Origin of the sequence: Nocardia halotolerans (assembly GCF_042650145.1) — a bacterium.
Classification (GTDB): Bacteria; Actinomycetota; Actinomycetes; order Mycobacteriales; family Mycobacteriaceae; genus Nocardia; species Nocardia halotolerans.
Window position 1 is genome coordinate 283,738 of sequence record NZ_JBHSDL010000025.1, and the last position, 22,444, is coordinate 306,181.

Genomic DNA, 22,444 nt, shown 5'->3' on the forward strand with positions numbered 1-22,444 from the left:
ACGTCGAGTTCTGAATCGGTGAGCACAGCGCGAGCTTCGGCGAAGAAGTCGGCGCTTGCGTGGCCCACAGCGGTGTGTGCGGCGCCGATCGCGGCAGCGAGTGGGTCAGGGTTGGTGACTCGGTGCAGCGCGGACCACAGCCAGCAGTCCCGAATATGTTCAAATGACTGTAGGGTTCCTAACATGGCCCAGATGTCGCGACCGGTGTGACGACGGGTCGTAGTTGTCACATGCAGGCGGCAACGTCACCGGACGGAACGCACGCCCAGCGGCATGAGCGTGCGCCTACACGAGATAGGTTGTCGGCGTGCTCAACCTGTCCTGAGGGAGCATCAGGACAGCAGGGTCAGCGGTCCTGGACTCCACGTTCCTCGGCGGACGGCCTCGGTCGGCAGATACAGCCGCAAGGTGGCGGTGAACTCTGCGCCTGCGGGCACGGGTAGCCAGTTCGCTTCCGGCGCCTGCGGTGGTCGTTCGGCCGCGAGGTACAGGGTGAGTGACCCGTCGGGGTTGTGCTGCAGGTCGGTGTAGCTGTTGACCGCGTATTTGTGTGCCGGATTGGCGACCAGCATGTAGTCGGGTTTGCTCAGCACCGTCAGTGACCAGAAACAGTGCTGCGCGCTATCGGGCAACGCGTCGGCCGCGAAGCTCACCGCGTAGGCGTTCTCGCCGGTCAATGGTGCGCCGTCGGTGCCCACGTGGGCCATGATGTAGACCGCCTCTTTGGCCGAATTCCACCAGATACCACCGAGGTTGGCGGTGGTGCGGAAGTAGTAGTCGGCACCGAAGCGGTCGTATTGGGCGGTCGAGCTCCACCCGTTGGTGTGGTATCCGAATGTCGACATGAACTCGTTCAACGCCGGAATTGCCTGCGACCGGACGACGTCCTCCACCGCGCCGCGCTGAGCGGGGGCGGCGGCGACGTACTCACCGATTCGGCGCAGCAGTGGGTGCATCCGCGTGGCTTCGGGACACACGTCGGTGGCAGTCAGCGCGTGGTCGAGGGTGGGCTGATCGAAGATCTCCGCGCCGGGCAGTGCGCTGTTGGTGAACTCGGGGATCGCTACGCGCGTCTCTGGCACCCCGGCCGAGGTCAGCGCGAAGCTGTGCTGCAACTGCCTCGCCCGCGCGGCGTCGTCGGCGATCTGCACACGGGTCAGCATTTTTGCTTTTGTGGAGGGAATATCGATCCGCAGCGCATCCACGGGGATGTCGGGGTTCGAACCCGTCAGGCATATCGCGAAGAGGCCGTGAGGGTGGTCGGGGAAGTTGCGTTCGTTGATGTTGTGGGTGATCTCGGCCCACTCGTCGACTATCTGGGCGGTGTAGTAAAGGCCCGCAGGAACTGCCGGGATGGTCAGCAGTGCCGGGGTGTGTTCGTCGACGGCGATCCATGCTTCGGAGTAGATCGTGTCGAGATTCGGATTCACGAACGTCGGGGCCGAACCCTGGGCCATCGCCTCGCCGACGGCTTGATTGTGCTTGAGGACGTTGTAGTCGATTCCGTCCTCGGCCAGGTCGATGCTTTCCTGCCGGATGACCAGGAATCGGCCCAGGATATAGATGTAGGCGTCGGTGAGGTCCTGGGTGGTGAATGAAGCTCCAGCGAGATGATCTGACATTCGAACTCTCCTTCGGCTCGATACCCGGCAGCGACCATCGACGCTACGGCAGCAGCGCTCTCATTCTGAGAACCACACCGCCACGGGCCCGAGATTGTGCACAACAGACACTCGGAAAACGGCATTTCCGGACGTTCGAAGCGACGGCGACAACTCGCTTCGCCCTTGCCCCGGGGTAGTGACAGAAGCAATCTGATATCGGTGACAACTATCGCCTGCGCCGGTGATCGAATGCTGTGGTCAGTGGCTACGCCTGGTGACAAACTACGACATGCTGGCCCAACCGGACTGGACCGCGACCGTCTTGGTCGCGGTCCGCCGGCAACTACTCGACGCGACCGCGTTCGGTGTGAACGTGAGCCACGCCGAGGTCGACACCCTCGTGGCGCGCCTGACCGCCCAACTGCAGGCCAGGCTCGGTGACAGCGCGGTGCCCGGTTGTCGCCGCCGCGCCTGCAACCCCGGTCGCGGATCGGTTGCCAGAGCTACCGGCAGCGGGAGGGGCGATGACGGCGTCGGCGTTCGACTCCTGGCCCGAGCAGTTCTCCCCGCCGATGCGGATGGTGGCGAATCCACCGCAACAGGTCACCGTGGACCTCAACGTCGCCATCACTACCGACCAGCCCACTTCCGGGCCGATGCGATACAACTTCGGGTCCGCCAAGGAGGACTCCGATTGGCCGACACCACCCCGGGGCTCCTGCACGCCTGGGCGCGAGTCTCTGACGGGACGTGGCTCGGGCTTGTGGCCTTTACCATGCCCACCGGGAACGGTCAGGGGCGTCTCCCGGTCGAACAGTGGTGCCCCCAGCACGCACTGTCCCCGCAGAACCCATCGGCGTCTTCGCGACACTGATCGGACCCGCACGTAGGACGACGGGCACGCACCCGCGGAGGAGCCGCGACGTCGAACCGGCAGCGACTCAGCGGGATTGCTGATCTGCGGCAGCTCGGTGATGTGGGTTCGATGACACGGCCTGATTTTCCAAAGGTCCGATCGGGCAGGAGCGATAGTCCCCCTTCATAACCGGGACCGCCGTCCTGCGATCGGGACGATGAGCAACGGCACCGCGAGATCGCGCGGCCAGTCGATCTCGGTCATCTCAGAATCTGCGGGTCAGCAGCACCGAGCAAGTCGATCTGCCCGGTCTCGGCGAACCGGCCGGGCTGGTCCTGCACCACATCCAAGGCCCGCCATCGCGCACCTTGGTCCCGTGTCCGTCGAGCACGCCTTGGGCATCGACGGAGTTTGCCGGCGCAATGGCGGCTCCGGCGGGCGTATCCCAACCCGCCACTACGTACTTCAATCATCCACCGACAGAAGGGACGATCATGGGCATACGCATCGGCGAATTCGAGTTGTGGTTCCCGCTGAGCCAGGTCAGCACGATCGCCGAACACGCGATGGCCGCGACCGAGCATTCCTGGCCCACCTGGGACGACGACAAACCCGACCCGGTCCCGCCAGCTTTGGTGTGGGCCAAAGACCAGGGCACCTACCTGCTGTCGAACGGAGTACCGCGCCTGCTGGCCGACCCCGCCAAACCCGACGGCTCCTCACAGGTGGTGTACGCGGTCGGCTACGACAGCTACTTCAACTTCACCGACACCGCGGTCGGCGGCGACGACTTCGCCGAACACATCTCCCTCACCGAAGAGCACGACGGCATCACCTTGATCGAGCTGATCCGCCACCACGCCGCTCGCGGCGCGATCCTGATCCTGACCGTGATTCCCGGCGGCACCTACTCCATCGATTTCAGCTCAGCCACCTCACCGTTCGACCGATAACCGGCTCTTCACAGTCGAGGGTGTAGTTGGGGTCGGAAGCCGCCAGTCTCGAGTAGTGATCTGGCGATGTAGTTCGTCAGGTTGCGGAACCCGAGGGCGGAGCCGCGGAGGTGTTCGAGGCGGCCGTTTGATCGCTTCGGTGGTGCCGGGCCGGTCGAAGTAGGCGAGCACGTCGGCGGCGCGCTTGGTCAGGGTGCGGCCGAGCGTGATGATCTCGCTGAACGGGCTGGGGACGCCTCGGCTGATCGACTCGATCAACTGCCTCATCAGCTCGCGGCCCCGGGTTCGGTCGGGCTCACGGTAGGCGGCGATCATCCGCTGGTAGATGCCCCAGGTGGCTTCGACCTCGACGTGGGGGTCGGCCGCGAACAGCTCCGTCAGCCGGTGCTGCTGGGTCTCGGTGAGCAGGTCGGCGCCGGTGCGCGGGGGCGTCGCGCGGCATATAGTGGATCGCCGGTGCGGCCTCGGTGCCCGTGGGTGGCTTGCTGGACCCGGCGCCGGCACTGATCCAGGGCGTCGCCTGCCAGACGGACGACGTGGAAGGGGTCCAGCACCGACACAGCGTCGGGTAGATCTTCGGCGGTGGCGGTCTTGAACCCGGTGAACCCGTCCATCGCGACGACCTCGATATTGTCGCGCCAGGACTAGTCCCGTTCGGCGAGCCAGGCCTTGAACGCCTGTTTGGAGCGGCCGGCGACCATGTCCAGAAGCCGCGCCAGCCCGGTGCCGTCGCGGATCGGCGTCAGGTCGATGATCACGGTCACGTACTTGTCGCCACGCCGGGTGTGCCGCCAGACGTGCTCGTCCAAGCCGATGACCTGCACGTCGTCGAGGCGGTGCGGATCGTCGATCAGGACCCGGCGGCCCTCGGCCAGGACCGCGTCGTTGGCGGTGTTCCACGAGACCCCCAGAGCGTCGGCGACGCGGGCGACACTCAGGTGTTGGCACACCAGGGCTTCCAGCGCCCACCACAGGCCACGTCGCGACACCTTCGCCCGCGGCTCGGCGGCCCGCGACGTGTCCTGGCGCCACACGTGACCGCATCCGGTGCACCGGTATCGGCGGAGGCTGACCTCCAAAACCGTGGGCCGCCACCCGAACGGCTCGTGCGCCAACCGCCGGACCACCGTGTCCCTGGCCGCGCCCTGGCATCCGCAGCGACGACACCGTTTGTCGGGCTCGACAACCCGGCACCGGGGAATCGCCCGATCGGGCTCCAACCGCTGCCCGAGCACTTCGAGCCAGAGATCATCAAGACGAACGAACGTGGTCAGGTCAGGGCGGGCGAAGGTAGCGTCAGACACGTCGAGGTCTTCCAGATGGACGGCATAGTCACCTCCATCCTCGGGACCTCGACCCCTACCCGGCCACCGACGCGCCGACCGGACTACACCCTCAACTGCGACTGCGAAGAGCCCAAAAATAGCCCCGGTGCGAGGGTCGGCCCGCGTGCTATGTTCCGGCCATGACTAGACCCGGTGAGATCCTCGGCAGCGTGGTCGCCGCCAGCGAGCGCGAGCAGCTCGAGACGTTCCTGGATTATCTGCGCGACGCCGTCGTGCGCAAGGCCCGCGGGGTGTCGGAGGAGGACGCCCGGCGCAGCCCGGTGCCGACCGGCACCAACCTCGGCGGCCTGATCAAACACCTGCGGTGGGTGGAACTGGGCGGGTTCGCCCAGCAGATCGGGCAGATCCCCGCCGCGGAGCTGCCCACGCCGCCGTGGACCGACGCAGACCCGGAGGCCGACCTGCGGCTGGAGCCGAACGAGAAGCTCGACGACGTCATCGCCGCCTACCAGGCGGAGTGCGACCGCTCCCGCGAGATCGCCGCCCAGCACAGCCTCGACTACGCCGTCACCACACCGCGGGGCAGGGAGCTGACGTGGATGTACCTGCACGTGATCGTGGAGACCGCCCGGCACGCGGGCCACGCGGACATCCTGCGCGAGATGATCGACGGCAGCGTCGGCGACTGACGGCTCGCGGCGCGTCGTCGGTCCGTGTTCCGGGTCGTCGGAGGCGGCGTTACAACGGTATCGGCGGAGGCTGACCGCCAAAATTGTGGGCCGCCACCCGAACGGCTCGTGCGCCAACCGCCGGACCACGGTGTCCCTGGCCGCGCCCTGGCATCCGCAGCGACGACACCATTTGTCGGGCTCGACAACCCGGCACCGGAGAATCGCCCGATCGGGCTCCAATCGCTGCCCGAGCACTTCGAGCCCGAGATCATGTCACCCCCATCCTCGGGAGACCTCGACCCCTACCCGGCCACCGACGCGCCGACCGGACTACACCCTCAACTGCGAAGAGCCCGATAACCATCACTTCCACCGGCCGAAACGGACCGAGGAGTATGCGGCGGATTAACTTGCCCACCGATCCGGTTAGCTTGTCCCCATAAGGTTCGAGGCTGGCGCGCGGATGCGATTACACCCCAATGGCGCAACGGTGTTCAAGGTGCTCGAAGTCGACTACCAGGGCGATCCCGAACAGGTACTCGTCGATGCCGTCGACGACACCCCGGGCACATACCCGTGGCCAGCCTCGACGACGTTGATGGTGACCGTCGACGACTGAACCCCGGACCGCGGCGACCGTACCGATGCCATGTGTCGGACAACCCTGATCACTGCGGTCCCCGATGATGGCAATCCGATCCCCGCTGAGCAGGCAGCGATCGTTGCGTTGGTGATCGATCAGATCGAGCCCGATACCGACATCACCGCCGAAACGTGCACCGTCGCTTGGTCGCGGACTTGTCCACCCCACCGAGCCTTCGGACGTGCGCGCTGTGCTCGACCTCCTCACGATGCCGCACGTCGGATGCACGCCCGGCGAATCATCGGCAGCCGTGCTGAACCGCACGCGTGACCTGCTCGCGGGCGCGGAAAGCCGGCCCCCACCGCTCGACTACTGGAATGACCAGCCCTACTGACCATCGGCGTCGTCGATAGCTGTTGTGCCGGCCCGACCGCCCGCACCGCACCACCGGCATCGTTCGCGGTGTCGAGCGACGGTCGGCCACCGACGAAACTTTGGCAGGTGACCAAGTGGAACCGGGAATGCACTCACTGCGGAAAAGTAGGGTCTCCGGACAGCCTTACGGGCGTCCGACCGGGGTTTCGATGTCGTCGAGATCTTTGTCCAGTCGCAGCCCTCTCCAGCTCGGGTGCCGGAACCGACCGTCGCCGGTCCATTCAGTGAACGCTACTTCTCCCACCACGCGAGGTTCGAGCCACACCACCCCAGCCGGGGTCGACCCGACTCCAGGCACCGGTGGGTCCGGGCGTTGCAGCGGCGCCAAACGTTCGTACAGATCCGCGAGCATCCCGCTGGTAAACCCGGTACCGACACTGCCCGCGTATTCCAGGGCGCCTCGGTCGTCGGGGACGGCGACCAGCAGTGATCCGATCATCCCTGCCCGTCGGCCCGTCCCTGTTTTCCACCCGATGACCACGACCTCCTGGTGGGTCACGTTTTTGACTTTCGTCCAGGCAGGGCTGCGTTGCCCGGACAGATACCAGCTGTCGCGCCGTTTACAGATGATCCCCTCGGCCCCCAGCGTTTTCGACGCCGCCAGGGCGTCTGTGGCGGGGCCGGGAAGCAGGCCGGGGATACGCCAGTGCGGTCCGATCAGTGCGGTGAGTTCGAGCAGTTCACGGCGTTGGGTGTAGGGCAGCTCGGTCAAAGATCGGTCCCCGATGTGGAGTAGATCGAAGACCATGAACATTGCCGGTGAGGTTTCGGCCAATGCGCGGATGGTGGCGGGGTTACGTTGGTGCATCCGCGGGGCCAATGCCCGGAACGAGGACCGGCCGGCGACTTCGACGACGATCTCACCGTCGACGACGAAGCAGGGTGCGGCTGGGGCGAGCCCGGCCAGTTCAGGCCAGGCCGGGGTGATGTCGTTGCCGTTGCGCGATTCCAACCGCAATTGATCATCGACATAGGCGAGTGCCCTGATCCCATCGTGCTTGAGCTCGTACGCCCTTCTCTGAACTACCACATCCCGAGTGGGCGGGCCGAGATCCCAACTTGGTGACTGACGGCGGGCCGTCGCAGGCCGTCTCCCACACAGCGAGTGCAGCTTCAAGCCGTGCTGTCGTCGTAGACCACGGGCCTTGGAAGGGCAGGCAGAGCGGACCGAACAGCTACCGGTGGCGGGGATGGAGCGCGTCGTCGCTGACGGTCTGGTGCTGCTTCTGCGTTTCTGCCCAGGTCGCGATGAGAGTGTGAGAGCGTCAGCGCTGGGGTACTGGGGTCTGCGGTGTAGGTGGTGATCGCGATGTGAGGATCGCCGGGCAGGGCGAAGTCGTTGTAGGCGAGGACCGTCGTCCCGACGGCGGGGTGGTGGATGGGCTTGTGTCCTCTGGTGTGGCGGGCCACGTTGTGTTTAGCCCACCGGGTGCTGAAACAACCCCGACCACCCGCACCGCCGGGGTGGACGAACCCTGCTGTTAGCTCAGGCCTACGCGTGGCCGTTGGGGCTCAGGCCATTCCCACGGTCTGAGCCCCTCGCCCGTCAGGGGTTTGACTGGGACCGGAAGGTCAGTCCCTCAGGTCCCCACTCGCCTTCAACCCCTTGCGCGCCGTCCTCGGTGTATCCGGGCGTTACTCCCTCTTGCGAGTCTCGGGCGAACTCCTCCAAGTTGGTGGGTTTGCCCGGCTCGATCACTGGTTCCTCCAGGTTGACGTCGTAATCGTCCTCGTCGTCGTCAACGGGTTCGGGTTCATTGGTCACCGTACTCACGTCCTGTCCTGTGATCGGTGTTGTGGGGATGCCGTGATCCCCTGAACGTGCGATGCCGAGAACGGCGCCAGCCACAGCTATCGCGCCTAGCACATTGGCGCCGACTACTTTCTTCCGCACGTTGACTTCTAGCCAGTCGGGTGCCCAAGATTCTAGCCCCTGTTGATGGCGCGTCACGGTGCTGGTGGCAACGAACCTCCTTGAGCTTGCACGAGGAACGGGTCCTGGTTGATGACACGATTGGTGCCGTAGAAGGCGCCCAGGAGACAGTGGGTCGGGGCTTTGTGCCGCCTCGCTGCGTCGCCGCAGCCCGATGCTGGCCATCCGCCCGGTTCAGTCCGGGCGGATGGGTAGTGCGGCTGACCGAGCGGCAATGTCGGGAAAGCTCGGCAGGCTCAGATGTACCGTAGCGGCACGCGCGGCACGCGCATCGATCTGGGCGAGCTTGTCTTCGGCGGCGGCCAAACTCACCGCCAGCCCATCGGCTTCGCCGACCCAGCCGGCCTGTTTCGCCTCGGTGATCCGAATGGTGAGGTTGTCGCGGATTTCGGCGAGCCGGTGCCGTTGGGCGGGGTCGACCCGCAGTACCGGGCACCGGACACAGCTGTGTTCGTGCTGGCAACTGGTGCCGTAAGCGCGGCCGCAATCGCCCAAAGCGAGTTTGCAGCGTTCGAAGTGGCCGAGGAATTCGTCCCACTCGAGGTCGGTTGGAGTGCGATACTCCTCTCCCGGGCGCAGCGCGCGGCGGCGGGCGATGAAGCTACGATGGCCTTCGATCGCTTCCTGCGGATAGATCGCCTTGTAGCCCATGGTGGTGTTGATGTCCTTGTGGCCCAACAACAGTTGCGCGATGTGCGGCGCTATCCCGTTCATGATCGCTTCGGTAGTGAAAATGCGGCGCAGGTCGTGCGTTTGGAAGTACAACGGTTTTCCGGCAGCGTCTGTGACACCGGTCGCTTCTAGTAGTTCGGTCAGCGCTGTGCGAATGGAACAACGGAGCACACAACGGAGCCGTGTCGGCTGGTAGGCATCAGACTTGCGGAGCTGGCGTGGCAGGCCGGTCGAGAGAACACCAGCAACAACGAACGCCGAGGTCAGCACCAATAGACCGGCGGTGTCCGTACCAGTGCCTTCGCGCAGCCAGCCGAGCATGTAGGGCCAGAGAAGCCTCCGATGTTGCCGGCGGAGTTGACCATGGCCAGTGCGACGGCGCCCATCGCTCCCGGGAAGTGCTGTGATGGAAAGGAGTACAGCAGCGGAACCGCTGCCTGGATACATGCGCCGAGGCAGAGGCCGATAAGTGCGATGACCGGTGCGCCGACCAGCGAGGAGATCAGCATGCCTGCGGCACTGACCAGCAGGAAGATTGTCAGCACCGGACCACGCTTGCCGTGGCGAGATGTGTACCTGGATTCGACACCGAGCGCGATCGTCGCGACGACCCATGGAATCGCTGAAAGCAAACCTGCCTGAACGTTGTCTATGTCCATCTTGTGCTTGGTTATCTGCGGGAGGCAGTGGTCACCCCAGTAGAAGCCGATCATCATGCAGGTGTAGACCGCGCAGTAGTACCACACCTGCGGGTTCTACAGGATCGTCGTGACCGCCGCGAGGCCGTGGGGTTCTTGTCGGGGAAGGAACTCGATGCTGGTTCGGGAACCAGTTCAGCCTCGTCGCTCCCCGCATCCACGCCTACGGCGTCTCCATCTGGGTTCCCGAGCTCGGCGGCAGGTTCGACCCGAACAACGTCACTCACTCGATGATGATGATGATGAGCATGCTCGGTGGGCTCAGTGAGTCCGAACGCCAACATGTTCAGCAGCGCACCCGCGCCAGCATGGATGCCCAGGTCCTCAACGAGGGACGCCACCAGGGCGGACGGCCGCCCTACGGCTACCTCGTCGTCGACGGACCACCACACCCCAACCCCCATCGGGCCGCAGACAATCTCAAGCTGCGCATCCTGTCCCTCGATGCCGCTGCGGCACCGGTGGTTCAGCGGATCTTCCGCGCATACATCGAAGGCCGCGGCGACAAGGCGATCGCGATGGAACTCAACCGGGAAGCAATCCCGTGTCCGTCGGCGCATCGGCCCGAACAGAACCGCCACCGCTCCGGCGATGGGTGGCAAGCCTCCACGATTGCCGCGATCCTGCAGAACCCGCGCTACACCGGCTACGCATTCTTCGGACGATGGACCAAACACGAACAACTCCTCGACCCCGACGACGTCGCAGCCGGCCACGTCGTCCGCTTCAAACGCTCCCCCACTCAACGGATCGTAAGATCCCGGCGACCCGCTCATCCAGCGATCGTTTCCGTAGAGACCTTCACCGAAGCAACCCTCAAACGCCACGAGCGCGCCGGAATGAGTAACCAGACCCGCAGCCGACTCGAGCGGACCCGCTCTACCCACTCGAGCGCCCCCTACCTATTTCGCAGTCGTGTCCGCTGTGATCTGTGCAGCCGCAAGATGCAAGGCGAGCTCGTGCGGGGAGCCGTGTATTACCGGTGCCGCGCTGCGACTCTCGCACCCGGTAGTCCGAAACTCGAACAGCACCCACGGACAGTGAACCTGCGCGAAGACCAGATTGTCGAACCCGTCGACGAGTGGCTGGCTACCCTATTCGATCGCGAACACCTCGACACCACTGTCGCCGCGCTGCTCGCGGCGAACAACGACGACAGTGCCGACACCCAACGCGCAGCGCTGCGATACAAGATTCAGCAGGCTCAAACCAAGATCACACGGCATCTCACCGCGATCGAAGCGGGCGTGGACCCCAAGGTCGTCGTCGACGCTCTCAACACCGCGCAAGCGGAGAAGGCATCGGCCGAGGTGGAGATTAACAATCTGCCCAAGACCGAACGGTTGACCGAGACCGAGATCCGCAAGCTCATCGGATCACTTGGCGATGTTCGGCTCGTGCTGGCCAACGGTGCGCCAGTGCATAAGAAGGAACTCTACGAAACACTGATGCTCCAGGTGCGGTATTCGCCCCTGGAGCATCGAGTCATATATGTGCACACATAGTTGTGTTTAGCACTGGTGTCCGGAGGGGGACTTGAACCCCCACGCCCTAATACGGGCACTAGCACCTCAAGCTAGCGCGTCTGCCATTCCGCCACCCGGACTTGCTGGTGTGCTGAAAGATTATCTGACGTTGCGTAGTAATCCAAATCGCCTGCCTGACCTGCTGTTTTGTTGAGGGTTGCCGGTCAGGCGGGGATGGCTTCCTGGTCGGGTTTTTCGGTGGAGGTGGCGGCGGGTGGGGTGCGGCGGCGGCCGGTGACCATGTACAGGACGACGAGGACGACGGCCAGCCATACGTAGGTGTCGCCGACGAAGTGTTGCCACCAGGACCAGGCGGTCTCGCGGCGTTCGCCGTCGGGGAGGAAGTCGTGGGGGGCGATGACGAAGACGGCGGTGACCACTGCGGCGGTGGTGTACCAGCCGGCGGCGGCGCGCGCGGGCAGGGTGCGGGCGTGGCAGGCGATGGCGAGCAGGGCGGGGGCGATCCAGACCCAGTGGTGCGACCAGGAGATCGGCGACAGCAGCAGGGTGAACACGGCGTTGAGGGACAGGGCGATGGCGGGGGCGTCGACGGCTTTGCGCATGGCGGCCACGACGAGCGCGAGCAGCAGGGCGCCGAAGATCAGCCACAGGGCGTCGAACGGGAGGCCGGTGATGTGCAGGCGGGCCAGGACGGCCTGGATGGACTGGTTGGTGTGGAAGGCCGAGCCGCTCAGGCCCGAGACGTTGCCGAGGCCGCCGAACCAGTAGCGGACGGATTCGGTGGGCAGCAGGGCGAAGGAGACGAGGGTGGCGATCGCGCCGGTGGCCGCGGCGGTGGCGGCGGACTTGTAGTCCTTGCGTACGAGGAAGAACAGGACGAACGCGGCGGGGGTCAGTTTGATCGCGGCGGCCAGGCCGATGAGCATGCCGCGGGGGTAGCGGGTCTTGGGGAGCAGGCAGTCGGTGGCGACCAGCACCATCAGAAGGAGGTTCACCTGACCGAAGTCGATGGTGGAACGCACCGGTTCGAGCAGCATCGCCACCGGCAGGGCGCAGGCGGCCACCAGCATCGCGGCGTGCTTTCTCTGCAGGTGGTAGCGCAGGGCGACCAGATACAGGGTCCAGGCCACCGCGGCGATCGACACCGCCACGTAGAGGATTTTCGCGAGGCCCCACGGCAGCAGCGCGAACGGGGCCAGCGCGATCGCGGCGAAGGGTGGGTAGATGAAGGGCAACCCGATCCCGGCGGAGGTCTTGGGGAGCTCGCCGTACAGGTCGCCACCGTCGCGCATCGCCTCGATGCCGAGCCGGTAGACCTGTAGGTCGATGAAGCCGCCGGAATAGCGGTCGAACGGCCACAGCGGCGTCCAGTAGTAGACGAGCGAGCCGACGGCGAGCAGCACCAGTACCAGCCACCACGCCCGATGGGTGGGGCGCGGGGAGCTCTGCTGCACGGGGTGGGTGGTATCACTACTCATCCGCGGCGACTATACCGACTCGCCGCACCCACTGCGGTATCGCCCGCCGGTGGCAGTGACGTGCGCGATAGCGCGGCGGGGCGGCTCAGGCACTGCGGTTGTAGCGGACGAGATAGCCGGCCAGGGCGCGCACGTCGGTGTCGGACCAGTCGGCGAATCGGGTGTCGAACGCTTCACGGCGCCTGCGTTCGGCCTCGAGCGCGACGCTGCGGCCGGTATCGGTGGCGCGCAGGATGTGGTTGCGCCGGTTGCCGGGGTCCACTTCCCGTTCGAGATAGCCGAGCTTTTCCAGCGCCCCGACCTGCCTGCTGATCGTCGACTTGTCGAGCAGGAACTGTTCGGCCAGGTCGGCGGCTTGGCAGCCGTCTCGTTCCAGGATCAGGTCGAGGATGCTGTAGGCGACCAGGCTGAGCCCGGGGTGCAGTTCGGCGGCGCGGCCGCGGGCGCGCCGGGAGAAGGCGGTGAGCTCGCGCTGGATCGTGCGCACTGCCTCGGTTCTTGCGTCTGGATCAGGCATGGTTGTATCCTACAACGATAATAGTTGCAATTACCAACCGTTTGGAGATCCGCCTCGATGACTCGCACCGAGTTCCGGCACATCGCCGGGCATCTGCTCACTCCCCTGCTGATGTGCCTGGGCATGGCTTTCGCCTATCTCGGCGCGTTCCACCAACCGGAACCGAACAACATGCAGCTCGCGGTGGTCGGCGATACACCGCAGGCGATGGTGCTGGCCCAGACGATGAAGGACAAGGGCGGCGCCGGCCTCGACGTCATCACCGTGCCCACCCGCGACGCCGCGGTCGACGCGCTGCACGAGCGTGCACTCGTCGGCGCCTACGTGCCAGACGCGACCAGGCCCGAACTGCTCGTGGCGACCGCTAGCTCGGATACCAGCGCGATAGCCGCGGAGGTGGCCTTCCGGTCGGTGTCGGACCATCAAGGCGTGCCGCTGGTGGTCACCGACGTCACCGGCAAGGCACATGGTGACCCGACCGGTCAGGGCGTGTTCTTCCTGCTGGTGGCGTTGAGCGTCGGCGCCTACGGCAGCGTCGCGGTGATCGGTGCGGCCGGTGCGACGCTGCGGATGCGGGTGCGTGCCGCGATCGGCGTGGTGACCGCGCTGGTGGTCAGCCTCATCGGCGTGCTCGTGGCCGGCCCGGTGTTCGGTGTGATCGACAGCGACCTGATGAGCGTGTTCGGCATCGCCTGGCTCTACAGCTCGGGCATCATCCTGATCGGCATCGGCCTGCACACGTTCCTCAAACGCTGGACCACCCTCGCGTTGATCACCCTGTTCGTGATGCTGAACTTCACCACCTCCGGCGGCGTCTACGGGCCCGAATTGCAGAACGGCTTCTTCGGTGCCCTGCATTCGTTCTGGAACGGCGCGGGCTTCGTCGAGGGGCTGCGCAGCCTGCTCTACTTCGACGGCGGCGCCGGATTCGGCTTCCGGCTGCTCTCGTTGTTCGGCTGGCTGCTCGCCGGCGTGATCCTGATCCTCGTGGCGGGCAACTACGAAGCACGCAACACTCCCGCACCGGTCGAGCGCGACGCGATCGAGGAGGAGATCGGCGAATCGGTCGCGGTCTGAGCCGGCTTTCCACCTACGGCACCGCCCCGGCGAATCCCGCCGCGACCACCCGGAATGCGACATCCGGAGCAGGTCGGCGAGGATGCCGGGGCGTTGTCGTGAATCGGCCGCGATGCCGCGTAGCGGCGAGTACGGTGTAGCGCGCGCAACCGAGGGGACGGCCGGTCGCGCAAGGGATCGAACGGCGGAAAGGGTGGGCTGCACCGATGGATGATCCCGGCGAACACGTTCGGCTCGACCAGCGGTACACCGGCGCGGATCCGATCGACTGGTGCGGCGCCGCGGTGTATCCGATGTACTCCGAGGCGCTACCGGTCGGCACCACCGCGCTGCACCTGCGTGCGCTGTCGGTGCTGGCGCCACCGGAAGTGTCCGGGCTCGGCCTGGGACTCACCGTCACGGCGGGGCACGTCGATCTGGGCGGACGCGCACTCGGCGGGGTCGACATCTGGGCCGATGCGCTCGGCACCGGGGTCGACCTCACGGTGACCGCCGAATCTCCCGAAGCGCTGTTCACCCTGACCCCGGTGTGGGTGGCGGGGTCGGGCGCGTACCAGTCGTGGACGGGCAACTACGGCATGGTCGTGGACCTGCTGCCCGAGGGGGCCACGTTGTGGTGCAGCACCGGGCCGGGTGCGCCGGACTTCAACGAACTCGTCGTCGAACTAACCACCGTAGGAGCGCCGGGGCACAGCGCCGAGGACATCGGGCGGGCACTGCACGAACTGGGCACCGTGATGCACACGCGCGGCGAACACGATTCCGCGCGCAGCCTCTGGACTAGGGCCGCCGCGGCCGGACACAGCGGTGCCGCCTACAACCTCGGCCTGGCGGCGCTGCGCGCGGGCGACACCGTCACTGCCCAGAAATGGTGGCAGGCCGCGGCCCACGATGATCCGCGGGCCGCGGCCTTGCTCACCGAACTACCTCAGCGCGCTCAGCGCACCTGATCGGCGTATTCGGCGGCCGGTACTTCTCGCACCGGGGTGAACTCACGCGCCGCGATGTGTTCCGGGCGCCGCTGCGGTGCCGCGAACGGCTCCGCCAGCGCGTTCTCCACGCTGTTGAACACCAGGAAGATGTTCGAACGCGGGAACGGTGTGATGTTGTTCGACGAGCCGTGCATCACGTTGGAATCGAACAGCAGTGCCGAGCCGGCTTTGCCGGTGAACTGCGTGATGCCGTACCGCGCCGCGAGGAAGGTGATGTCGTCGGCATTCGGGATACCGATCCGCTGCTCACGCAACGACTCGCGGTAATGCGCGGTCGGGGTCTCCCCCATGCACGGCACGAAGGTGCGGTGCGAACCGGGCATCAGCATCAGCGAGCCGTTGAACGGGTAGTTGTCGGTCAACGCGATCGACAGGCTCACCGCACGCGGGGCCGGCATTCCGTCCTCGGCATGCCAGGTCTCGAAATCGGAGTGCCAACCGAAACCACTGCCGCCGAAACCGGGCATGTAGTTCACCCGGCTCTGGTGCAGATACACCGGCGAACCGAGGATCTGCTCGGCCAGACCGACGATCCGCGACTCCGCCAGCAGCCCGGCGATCGGCTTGCTCAACTTGTGGACCTGGAACACCGACCGCACCTGCCCGGCCACCGGCTCCACGACGACGCGTTCGTCACCGTAGAGCACCGGGTCGGCGGCGAGGTGGCCGACTTCTGCACCGAAGGCTGCGACCTCATCCGGACTCAGCAGGTCGGGAATCGTGGCGAAACCGTTCGCCTCGAAGCCCTCCAGCTCCGGCGAAGTGACCTTGCCCCACACCGTCGGATCGGTGCGTTCGATGTGCGGAGCGGGCTCACTCAACCGGGTCGGATAGCGGTCGAACCGGTCAGACACTGGCATCCTCCTCGATAATCAGCGGATACACCCCGTTCTCGTCGTGTACCTCGCGGCCGGTAACCGGCGGATTGAACACACACAACATGCGCAGCCTGGTGCGTGCGCTCACCTGATGACGCTCGTGACCGTTGAGCAGGTACATCGAACCCGGCGCCAGCTCGTAGACGGTCCCGTTGTCGTGGTCGGTCAAGGTGCCTTCGCCCTCGACCAACCACACGGCCTCGATGTGATTCTGGTAGTGGAACTCGTGGACGGTTCCCGCCTCGATCGTCGTCTCGTGGAACGAGAACCCGACCTTGTCACCGGCCAGCACGATCCGCTTGCTGCGCCAGCCGGGGCCGGCCACATCGCGCTCGGTATCGGTGATCTCGGAGGTGGTGCGCACGATCATGCGGCACCACCACAGACGGTGTCGATCGAGTTGGTGAGCACCGACAGACCACGGTCGAGCTCGTCGCGACCCAGGGTGAGCGGCGGCAGCAGCTTCACGACCTCGTCCATCGAACCCGAGGTCTCCACCAGCAGGCCCTGCTCGAACGCGGTGCGGCACACCTTGCCGGCCTGTGACGGGTCGTCGAAGACGATGCCGTGCACCATGCCGCGGCCACGGGTGCTGACACCGTTGTGGCGGTCGGCCACAGCGGACAGGGTCTTGTTGAGGTGTTCGCCGTTGGCCGCGGTCTGCTTGGCCAGCTTGTCGTCGGACCAGTACTCGCGCAGGGCGGCGCTGGCGGTGATGAAGGCGGGGTTGTTGCCACGGAAGGTGCCGTTGTGCTCACCGGGGGCCCACTGGTCGAGCTCGGGCTTGATCAGCACCAGGGCCAGCGGCAGTCCGTAGCCACTGATCGACTTCGACAGGGTGACGATGTCGGGGGTGATGCCGGCGATCTCGAAGGAGAAGAACGGGCCGGTACGGCCACAGCCCATCTGCACGTCGTCGACGATCAGCAGGATGTCGCGCGCGGCGCACAGGTCGGCCAGGTGACGCAGCCACTCGGCGCGCGCCAGGTTGACGCCACCTTCACCCTGCACGGTCTCCACGATCACCGCGGCGGGGCGGTCGAAGCCCGAGGAGCTGTCGTCGAGTACCCGCTGCATCCAGCCGAAGTCTTCGATGGTGTTGTCGAAGTAGCCGTCGTAGGGCATGGGGGTGGAGTGCTCGAGCGGCACGCCGGCCCCCGCACGCTTGGTCGCGTTGCCGGTGACCGCCAGCGCGCCCAGGGTCATGCCGTGGAAGGCGTTGGTGAAGCTGAGGATGGTCTTGCGACCGGTCACCTTGCGGGCGAGCTTGAGCGCGGCCTCGACGGCGTTGGCGCCGGTGGGCCCAGGGAACTGCACCTTGTAGTCGAAGCCACGCGGCGTCAGCAGGGTGTCGCGGACGGTCTCGAGCAGTTCGCGCTTGGCCACGGTGGACATGTCCAGGCCGTGGGTGATGCCGTTGCTGCCGATGTAGTCCAGCAGCGCGGCCTTGAGCACCGGGTTGTTGTGACCGTAGTTCAGCGCACCTGCGCCGGCGAAGAAGTCGAGGTAGTCGCGCCCCTGCTCATCGCGGATCCAGGCACCTTCGGCGGTGTTGAACACGGACGGCCAGTCACGGCAGTATCCGCGCACATTCGATTCCATCGCCTCGAAAATGCTGGTATCGGTGGTCGTGATCATTGTCATGCCTCCTGGCGCTGAGCTGGTGAAATAACGTACAGCTGCTCGGCTTCGTGGGAATCTGGAAAATCGTTCGCTTCGAACAATGAGACGGTGCGCAATTCAGCGCCACGCTCGCGTGCCACCGCGGAGAACAACGCCTGGGAGGCGGTGTTTCCGGGCGAGATCGTGGTTTCCAAGGTGGTGACACCCGCATCGGCCACCGAATCGAGCAGGCCGTGCAGGATTTTCGCGGCCATACCGCGCCCTCGGAACTCTGTGTCCACCGCGATCTGCCAGACGAACAACGTCTCCGGCGCTTCCGGGCGAACATATCCGATGACAAATCCTACTACTTGCCCGTCGCTTTCGGCGACCAGGGAGGTCGCGGCGAAGTCGCGGCACCACAGGAGATACGCGTAGCTCGAATTCACGTCGAGCACCTGCGAATCTCGGACGATGCGCCACAATTGGGCCCCGTCACCCGAACGTGGGTGGCGGAGAATCGGTTCCGAACCGTTTGCCGCCGCAGTGGCGGCCGGCTCGTTGGACATAGTCGGATTCGGCATACATTCCACAGTGGCGAACCGACTTTGCGGTCTATGTGTCGAGCTCATTGCGGTTGTATGACGAATCGTTTACTGCGGCTGCACATCGAGGCGGTACCCGAGCCCACGCACCGTAACCACAATGCGCGGATCGGACGGATCGCGCTCGATCTTGGTGCGCAACCGGCGGACATGGACGTCGACGATTCGCTCGTCGCCGAAAAATCCTTGATCCCAGACCCTTTCGAGCAGTACCGAACGACTCAGTACGCGCCCCGGTGTCTCGGCGAGCTCACAGAGCAGTCGGAATTCGGTCACAGTGAGATGAATCTCCTCGGTACCCCGGCGAACCGCGCCCGCGTCGGCGGCCAGGATCAGGGGCCTGTCCGGGTCGGCGTCGAGGACGGCCTCGGGGGTGGAGTCGCGATCGGCGGTGATGCGCGCACGGCGACGCAGGGCGCGCATCCGGGCGGTGATCTCCTTGATCTCGAACGGTTTGCTGACGAAGTCGTCGGCACCGGCCTCCAGGGCCGCCACCACGTCGTGGGTGTCGTAGCGGGTGCTGATCACGATGATCGGCACGTCGTGGTCGCGGCGGATCTCGCGGATGCAGTCGAAGCCGTCGGTGGCTCCGCGCATGAGGTCTACGATCATCAGATCGGGTGGTCCGTCGCTGCGCAGGCGGTCGAGGGCGTCTTCGGGCACGCCTGCCTCGGCCACCGCGTAGCCTTCGTCCTCCATGGCGCGGCGCAGGTCGCCACGCATCTGGACGTCGTCGTCCACGATCATCAGGTTCGCGCTCATGTGCACATCCTTTGCTGACACGCCGGTGCGTGCGCCGGTACACCTGGGGAATTCGCGTCCCCAGTCCGACACGACATCCCGCCTTCGAGCTTGTTACCGGTTTGTTATGTACCCAGTTTGCCGGACGCGTAAACCCGTCGTAACAATTCAGCGCCCGTCCGGACCGCCGGGAGCCCGGCGCGAGGCGCACGATCCGGTGTCATAGTCGGACTGTGAAACCCACCTTCGACGACATCATCGCGGCCGCGGACCGCATCGCCGGATCGGTCCGCCCGGTCACCGTTACCCCCGCCGGACCTGGGGCTGAGCAACTTTTCTTCGCCCTGGAGTTCTTGCAGTTCACCGGTTCTTTCAAGGCGCGGGGCGCACAGAATTTCGTGCGCGCGCACGCCGCGGCGGGGACCCTGCCCGACGCCGGTGTGACGATCGCCTCAGGGGGCAACGCCGGCCTGGCTTGCGCGTGGGCGGCGCGCTCGGCGGGCGTGCCGGCGACAGTGTTCCTGCCCGAATCCGCTCCCCCGGTGAAAATCCGTCGACTTCGTGAACACGGCGCCGATGTACGACTGATCGGTCCGCAGTATCGGGAGGCGCTGGCGGCCTGCCAGGAGTTCGCCGCCACCAGTGGCGCGCTGGCCGCGCACGCCTACGATCACCCGCTCATCGCCGCGGGGGCGGGCACCTTGATGCGCGAGATCCACGCACGTCTGCCGCAGATCGACACCGTGCTGGTCGCGGTCGGCGGCGGGGGGCTGTTCACCGGGACCGCTGTCGCCGCGCAGCACCTCGGGGTGCGCACGGTGGCGGTGGAGCCGGTGCACTGCCGCTCCCTCGACGCCGCGTTGGCGGCGGGACGGCCGGTGGAGGTACCGGTGGACTCGATCGCCGCCGATTCGCTCGGTGCGCCGAACGTGTCGGCCATGGCCCTGGCCGCCGCGCAGCACGACACCGTGCGCACCGTGCTGGTCGAGGACGACACGATCCGTGCCGCACGCGCGCACCTGTGGAACGCACACCGCATCGTCGTCGAATACGGGGCGGCCACAGCCATGGCCGCGCTGCTCGACACCGGTTCGGGCGCGGCTTACCGGCCCGAGCCGGGGGAACGAGTGTGTGTGATCCTGTGCGGAGCCAACACCGACCCCGGGGATCTGGGGTGAGGGCGGGTCAGCGGACCAGGGCGTTCTTGGTGGCGTAGCCGGTCATCGCGGAGTTGAGCCCGCGCATGGCCAGGTTGTAGCCGAAGGGGAAGTAGCGCTGGCCCCAGTGGGCCAGGCGGATGTCGTGGGAGGTGTAGACCCAGTACCTGTTGCGTTCGACACCACGGATCACCGCGGCGGCCGCCTGCTCGGGTGTCACCGCGTGCCGCATGAACAGGCCGATGGCCTTGCGCAGCGCCGCGTTGTCACGGTCGACGCCGGCGATGTCGACGGTGTCGACCATCGGGGTGGCCATCGCGCCCGGGCACACCAGACTCACCCCGATCTTGTGCCGGCGCAGATCGAAGCGCAGCACCTCCGAGACACCACGCAGACCGAACTTGGTGGCGCTGTAGGGCGCGTGCCAGGGCAATCCGAACAGCCCGGCCGCCGAGGACACGTTCACCAGGTGCCCGCCGCGGCCCGCGGCGATCATCGGCGGCACGAACTCCTCGATGACGTGGATCGGGCCCATCAGGTTGATGTCGACGGTGCGCCGCCACTGCTGGTGGGTGAGCCGGTCGACGGTGCCCCAGGTGGCGATGCCGGCCACGTTCATCACGACGTCGACGTGGCTGACGGCATCGAAGGTGTGGGCGGCCAGGCCGACCACGGCGGAATGATCGCTGACGTCGGCGGCGTGGGCCAGATGCACCGTCGCGCCGGCGGCGCGCAGTTCCCCGGCGGTGGCCGCGAGCGCGTCGGCACTGATGTCGGTGAGGACGAGACCGGCGCCCTTGGCGGCGGCCGCGAACGCGGTGGCACGGCCGAGCCCGCTGGCGGCGCCGGTGATCAAGCAGGTCTTCCCGTCGAACTTCGTCATGGTCCCGACCCTACGGTTTGGTGAACAACTACGTCTACGATTCTGCCGGGTCCGGCGGCACCACACCGGGCGCGGGCACCGGGGCGAGCGCGACGGTGATGTTGTCGCTGCCGCCGCTGTTCACCGCGAAGTCGGCCAGCGCACGGGCCGCGGCCTGCGGGGAGGTCTCCACGGTGAACCCGGCCAGGGCGACGGGATCGGGCAGGTAGTTCCACAACCCGTCGCTGCACAGCAGCAGCGTGCCCGGCTCGGTGGCGACCATGCGCTGCAGGCACTGCGCCGACCACGGCGCTTCCCCACCGTCGGCACCGAGCCAGCGCAGCAGGGTGTGCGCGCGGGGATCGCGCATCGCGGCCTCCTCGTCGAGGGCGCCCGCGTCGACGAGAGCCTGCGCCCAGGAGTCGTCGACACTGAGCCGGCGCGAGGCCGTCGGGTTGCCCGCGGCGAGCCAGAACGCGCGGCTGTCACCGACATTGACGACGGTGATCTCGGTGCCCTCGGCGGTCTCACGCAGAACCGCCGACACGTAGGTGCACGACGGCGCGTATTCGGGGGTGCGCGACATCGCGCGCACGGCGGCGGTCGCGGTGGCCACGCCCGCCATCGCGGCGTCGGGTGCGCTGAGTCCGTCGGCGAGCGCGGCCAGTACCGCGTCGACGCCGGTGCGAGCCGCGGTGCCCGAGGCGGCCTGGGGGTCCTGGGAGGTCGACACCCCGTCGCTGACGACGATCACCCGGGTCCCGTCGTCCTCGCGGACCGCGGCCGCGACCGCATCCTCGTTGCGCGAGTGGGAGATTCCGCGGTCGGTCACGACACAGATCGAGCCCAGGTCGTCCTCGAAACGGTCCGGTGCCGGTTCAGGGCTGCCGCACTGCACGCAGGAACCGGCCTCGTACCGCCGCTCCCCGCAGGTGGAGCACTGCGCGGTGGCGACCGGATCATGGACCGGCACAGCTGTTCTGCGCACCGCGGGCGCCTGCCCGTCCGGCGCGGCCGACCCACCGTCCGGGTGACCGGGGGCGGTCACCGAGTCGTCCTGGGAGACAGCGTGTTCGACTGATGCACCGACCCGGTGCGGTTCCCCATCTGGTCGGCCTCGTGCGCCGATGTCCGCAAGCATCGTTCCAACCCCGTCCGCACTCCCTGTTCGGTGAAATCCACGTCCCACAGCTTGCCTGGTGCACCCTCACACTGTCCCGACCGGATCCGATTCCGCGTCGGCGGAGCGGCCGACATGCGCACTCGGGCAGCGCTTGTGCGTGCGGCCGGACCCCGCCGGCCCGCCGCACGCGGCCGAGCGGGGCCGTGGTCGGCCGGGCCGCGAGGTGCCGACGAG

23 protein-coding genes, 1 tRNA gene and 3 pseudogenes are annotated in these 22,444 nt (G+C 66.6%); 8 read left to right on the forward strand and 19 right to left on the reverse strand.

Going from position 1 to position 22,444, the window contains the following annotated elements:
* Positions 1-332: 332 nt before the first annotated feature.
* Positions 333-1,622 (reverse strand): DUF1214 domain-containing protein, encoded by a 1,290-nt coding sequence (locus ACFO5K_RS19845; protein WP_378564947.1) that lies wholly within the window; start codon positions 1,620-1,622, stop codon positions 333-335.
* 1,332 nt (positions 1,623-2,954) lie between these two features.
* Between ACFO5K_RS19845 and ACFO5K_RS19850 the strand changes: the two genes are divergently transcribed.
* Complete coding sequence (locus ACFO5K_RS19850; protein WP_378564950.1) at positions 2,955-3,413, forward strand: DUF3085 domain-containing protein; 459 nt, start codon at positions 2,955-2,957, stop codon at positions 3,411-3,413.
* Positions 3,414-3,421: 8 nt separating this feature from the next.
* On the opposite strand, the pseudogene ACFO5K_RS19855 reads toward ACFO5K_RS19850, so the two are convergent.
* Positions 3,422-4,717, reverse strand: a pseudogene (locus tag ACFO5K_RS19855) (ISL3 family transposase).
* A gap of 161 nt (positions 4,718-4,878) precedes the next feature.
* Here ACFO5K_RS19855 and ACFO5K_RS19860 point away from each other — a divergent pair.
* On the forward strand, positions 4,879-5,388 hold the full coding sequence (locus tag ACFO5K_RS19860; RefSeq protein ID WP_378564953.1) for a DinB family protein: 510 nt from the start codon (positions 4,879-4,881) through the stop codon (positions 5,386-5,388).
* Positions 5,389-5,439: 51 nt separating this feature from the next.
* On the opposite strand, the pseudogene ACFO5K_RS19865 reads toward ACFO5K_RS19860, so the two are convergent.
* Positions 5,440-5,640: pseudogene (locus ACFO5K_RS19865) on the reverse strand (ISL3 family transposase); the annotation flags it as partial.
* Positions 5,641-5,833: 193 nt separating this feature from the next.
* Between ACFO5K_RS19865 and ACFO5K_RS19870 the strand changes: the two are divergent.
* Together ACFO5K_RS19870 and ACFO5K_RS19875 are read left to right on the forward strand one after the other, a co-directional pair.
* Positions 5,834-5,989: a hypothetical protein gene (locus ACFO5K_RS19870; protein ID WP_378564956.1), complete on the forward strand. Its 156-nt coding sequence runs from the start codon at positions 5,834-5,836 to the stop codon at positions 5,987-5,989.
* A gap of 205 nt (positions 5,990-6,194) precedes the next feature.
* Positions 6,195-6,347 carry a hypothetical protein gene (locus ACFO5K_RS19875; protein ID WP_378564959.1) on the forward strand — a complete coding sequence of 51 codons (153 nt, stop codon included), beginning with the start codon at positions 6,195-6,197 and terminating at the stop codon, positions 6,345-6,347.
* A 165-nt stretch (positions 6,348-6,512) separates the two neighbouring features.
* Here the strand turns inward: ACFO5K_RS19875 and ligD are convergent, their stop codons facing one another.
* From ligD to ACFO5K_RS19900, 5 genes and pseudogenes are all read right to left on the reverse strand, one after another.
* Positions 6,513-7,418, reverse strand: a complete 906-nt coding sequence (gene ligD, locus ACFO5K_RS19880) for a non-homologous end-joining DNA ligase (protein WP_378564962.1) — start codon at positions 7,416-7,418, stop codon at positions 6,513-6,515.
* A gap of 83 nt (positions 7,419-7,501) precedes the next feature.
* Positions 7,502-7,813 (reverse strand): annotated as a pseudogene (locus ACFO5K_RS19885) (MmyB family transcriptional regulator); the annotation flags it as partial.
* Between the two features lie 121 nt (positions 7,814-7,934).
* On the reverse strand, positions 7,935-8,282 hold the full coding sequence (locus ACFO5K_RS19890; protein ID WP_378564965.1) for a hypothetical protein: 348 nt from the start codon (positions 8,280-8,282) through the stop codon (positions 7,935-7,937).
* 213 nt (positions 8,283-8,495) lie between these two features.
* A complete protein-coding gene (locus ACFO5K_RS19895; RefSeq protein WP_378564968.1) occupies positions 8,496-9,314 on the reverse strand; it encodes a site-specific integrase in 819 nt (272 codons plus the stop codon).
* Positions 9,257-9,739: an MFS transporter gene (locus ACFO5K_RS19900; RefSeq protein ID WP_378564971.1), complete on the reverse strand. Its 483-nt coding sequence runs from the start codon at positions 9,737-9,739 to the stop codon at positions 9,257-9,259. The genes ACFO5K_RS19895 and ACFO5K_RS19900 overlap by 58 nt, the downstream gene beginning before the upstream one ends.
* Before the next feature lie 182 nt (positions 9,740-9,921).
* Here ACFO5K_RS19900 and ACFO5K_RS19905 point away from each other — a divergent pair, with 182 nt between their 5' ends.
* Positions 9,922-11,196, forward strand: coding sequence for a recombinase family protein (locus ACFO5K_RS19905; RefSeq protein ID WP_378564974.1), 1,275 nt, complete (start codon positions 9,922-9,924; stop codon positions 11,194-11,196).
* A gap of 13 nt (positions 11,197-11,209) precedes the next feature.
* Here the strand turns inward: ACFO5K_RS19905 and ACFO5K_RS19910 are convergent.
* The 3 genes from ACFO5K_RS19910 to ACFO5K_RS19920 all read right to left on the reverse strand — a co-directional run bounded on the left by ACFO5K_RS19910 (position 11,210) and on the right by ACFO5K_RS19920 (position 13,173).
* Positions 11,210-11,297 (reverse strand) — tRNA-Leu (locus tag ACFO5K_RS19910).
* Between the two features lie 84 nt (positions 11,298-11,381).
* A complete protein-coding gene (locus ACFO5K_RS19915; RefSeq protein WP_378564977.1) occupies positions 11,382-12,656 on the reverse strand; it encodes a glycosyltransferase 87 family protein in 1,275 nt (424 codons plus the stop codon).
* 85 nt (positions 12,657-12,741) lie between these two features.
* On the reverse strand, positions 12,742-13,173 hold the full coding sequence (locus tag ACFO5K_RS19920) for a MarR family winged helix-turn-helix transcriptional regulator (RefSeq protein ID WP_378564980.1): 432 nt from the start codon (positions 13,171-13,173) through the stop codon (positions 12,742-12,744).
* Between the two features lie 57 nt (positions 13,174-13,230).
* On the opposite strand from ACFO5K_RS19920, the gene ACFO5K_RS19925 reads away from it, so the two are divergent.
* Together ACFO5K_RS19925 and ACFO5K_RS19930 are read left to right on the forward strand one after the other, a co-directional pair.
* Entirely contained in the window at positions 13,231-14,250 is a 1,020-nt protein-coding gene (locus ACFO5K_RS19925) for a hypothetical protein (RefSeq protein ID WP_378564983.1), read from the forward strand.
* 206 nt (positions 14,251-14,456) lie between these two features.
* The gene (locus ACFO5K_RS19930) at positions 14,457-15,200 is read left to right on the forward strand and encodes a tetratricopeptide repeat protein (RefSeq protein WP_378564986.1); all 744 of its coding nucleotides are present in this window, start codon (positions 14,457-14,459) and stop codon (positions 15,198-15,200) included.
* Here ACFO5K_RS19930 and thpD read toward each other — a convergent pair.
* The 5 genes from thpD to ACFO5K_RS19955 form a co-directional block, all read right to left on the reverse strand.
* Positions 15,188-16,102, reverse strand: a complete 915-nt coding sequence (gene thpD / locus ACFO5K_RS19935; protein ID WP_378564989.1) for an ectoine hydroxylase — start codon at positions 16,100-16,102, stop codon at positions 15,188-15,190. The genes ACFO5K_RS19930 and thpD overlap by 13 nt on opposite strands.
* A complete protein-coding gene (locus ACFO5K_RS19940; protein WP_378564992.1) occupies positions 16,089-16,490 on the reverse strand; it encodes an ectoine synthase in 402 nt (133 codons plus the stop codon). The genes thpD and ACFO5K_RS19940 overlap by 14 nt, the downstream gene beginning before the upstream one ends.
* Positions 16,487-17,755: a diaminobutyrate--2-oxoglutarate transaminase gene (gene ectB, locus ACFO5K_RS19945; protein WP_378566202.1), complete on the reverse strand. Its 1,269-nt coding sequence runs from the start codon at positions 17,753-17,755 to the stop codon at positions 16,487-16,489. The genes ACFO5K_RS19940 and ectB overlap by 4 nt, the downstream gene beginning before the upstream one ends.
* Before the next feature lie 5 nt (positions 17,756-17,760).
* A complete protein-coding gene (gene ectA / locus ACFO5K_RS19950) occupies positions 17,761-18,291 on the reverse strand; it encodes a diaminobutyrate acetyltransferase (protein WP_378564995.1) in 531 nt (176 codons plus the stop codon).
* An 84-nt stretch (positions 18,292-18,375) separates the two neighbouring features.
* Positions 18,376-19,089: a response regulator transcription factor gene (locus ACFO5K_RS19955; RefSeq protein ID WP_378564998.1), complete on the reverse strand. Its 714-nt coding sequence runs from the start codon at positions 19,087-19,089 to the stop codon at positions 18,376-18,378.
* 212 nt (positions 19,090-19,301) lie between these two features.
* Here ACFO5K_RS19955 and ACFO5K_RS19960 point away from each other — a divergent pair, with 212 nt between their 5' ends.
* Positions 19,302-20,246: a threonine/serine dehydratase gene (locus tag ACFO5K_RS19960; RefSeq protein WP_378565001.1), complete on the forward strand. Its 945-nt coding sequence runs from the start codon at positions 19,302-19,304 to the stop codon at positions 20,244-20,246.
* A gap of 7 nt (positions 20,247-20,253) precedes the next feature.
* On the opposite strand, the gene ACFO5K_RS19965 is transcribed toward ACFO5K_RS19960, so the two are convergent.
* From ACFO5K_RS19965 to ACFO5K_RS19975, 3 genes are read right to left on the reverse strand one after another with little or no spacing between them, the layout of a single operon-like run.
* On the reverse strand, positions 20,254-21,108 hold the full coding sequence (locus ACFO5K_RS19965; protein WP_378565003.1) for an SDR family oxidoreductase: 855 nt from the start codon (positions 21,106-21,108) through the stop codon (positions 20,254-20,256).
* Between the two features lie 34 nt (positions 21,109-21,142).
* The gene (locus tag ACFO5K_RS19970; protein WP_378565005.1) at positions 21,143-22,135 is read right to left on the reverse strand and encodes a PP2C family protein-serine/threonine phosphatase; all 993 of its coding nucleotides are present in this window, start codon (positions 22,133-22,135) and stop codon (positions 21,143-21,145) included.
* Complete coding sequence (locus ACFO5K_RS19975; protein WP_378565007.1) at positions 22,132-22,344, reverse strand: tetratricopeptide repeat protein; 213 nt, start codon at positions 22,342-22,344, stop codon at positions 22,132-22,134. The genes ACFO5K_RS19970 and ACFO5K_RS19975 overlap by 4 nt, the downstream gene beginning before the upstream one ends.
* Positions 22,345-22,444 lie beyond the last annotated feature (100 nt).

Excerpts from the sequence above, each read along its gene's own strand:
- ACFO5K_RS19845 (WP_378564947.1), bottom strand. The coding sequence starts at position 1,622 with ATGTCAGATCATCTCGCTGGAGCTTCATTCACCACCCAGGACCTCACC.
- ACFO5K_RS19850 (WP_378564950.1), top strand. The coding sequence starts at position 2,955 with ATGGGCATACGCATCGGCGAATTCGAGTTGTGGTTCCCGCTGAGCCAG.
- ACFO5K_RS19860 (WP_378564953.1), top strand. The coding sequence starts at position 4,879 with ATGACTAGACCCGGTGAGATCCTCGGCAGCGTGGTCGCCGCCAGCGAG.
- ACFO5K_RS19870 (WP_378564956.1), top strand. The coding sequence starts at position 5,834 with ATGCGATTACACCCCAATGGCGCAACGGTGTTCAAGGTGCTCGAAGTC.
- ACFO5K_RS19895 (WP_378564968.1), bottom strand. The coding sequence starts at position 9,314 with ATGCTCGGCTGGCTGCGCGAAGGCACTGGTACGGACACCGCCGGTCTA.
- ACFO5K_RS19905 (WP_378564974.1), top strand. The coding sequence starts at position 9,922 with ATGATGATGATGATGAGCATGCTCGGTGGGCTCAGTGAGTCCGAACGC.
- ACFO5K_RS19915 (WP_378564977.1), bottom strand. The coding sequence starts at position 12,656 with ATGAGTAGTGATACCACCCACCCCGTGCAGCAGAGCTCCCCGCGCCCC.
- ACFO5K_RS19920 (WP_378564980.1), bottom strand. The coding sequence starts at position 13,173 with ATGCCTGATCCAGACGCAAGAACCGAGGCAGTGCGCACGATCCAGCGC.
- ACFO5K_RS19925 (WP_378564983.1), top strand. The coding sequence starts at position 13,231 with ATGACTCGCACCGAGTTCCGGCACATCGCCGGGCATCTGCTCACTCCC.
- ACFO5K_RS19930 (WP_378564986.1), top strand. The coding sequence starts at position 14,457 with ATGGATGATCCCGGCGAACACGTTCGGCTCGACCAGCGGTACACCGGC.
- thpD (WP_378564989.1), bottom strand. The coding sequence starts at position 16,102 with ATGCCAGTGTCTGACCGGTTCGACCGCTATCCGACCCGGTTGAGTGAG.
- ACFO5K_RS19940 (WP_378564992.1), bottom strand. The coding sequence starts at position 16,490 with ATGATCGTGCGCACCACCTCCGAGATCACCGATACCGAGCGCGATGTG.
- ectA (WP_378564995.1), bottom strand. The coding sequence starts at position 18,291 with ATGTCCAACGAGCCGGCCGCCACTGCGGCGGCAAACGGTTCGGAACCG.
- ACFO5K_RS19955 (WP_378564998.1), bottom strand. The coding sequence starts at position 19,089 with ATGAGCGCGAACCTGATGATCGTGGACGACGACGTCCAGATGCGTGGC.
- ACFO5K_RS19965 (WP_378565003.1), bottom strand. The coding sequence starts at position 21,108 with ATGACGAAGTTCGACGGGAAGACCTGCTTGATCACCGGCGCCGCCAGC.
- ACFO5K_RS19975 (WP_378565007.1), bottom strand. The coding sequence starts at position 22,344 with ATGTCGGCCGCTCCGCCGACGCGGAATCGGATCCGGTCGGGACAGTGT.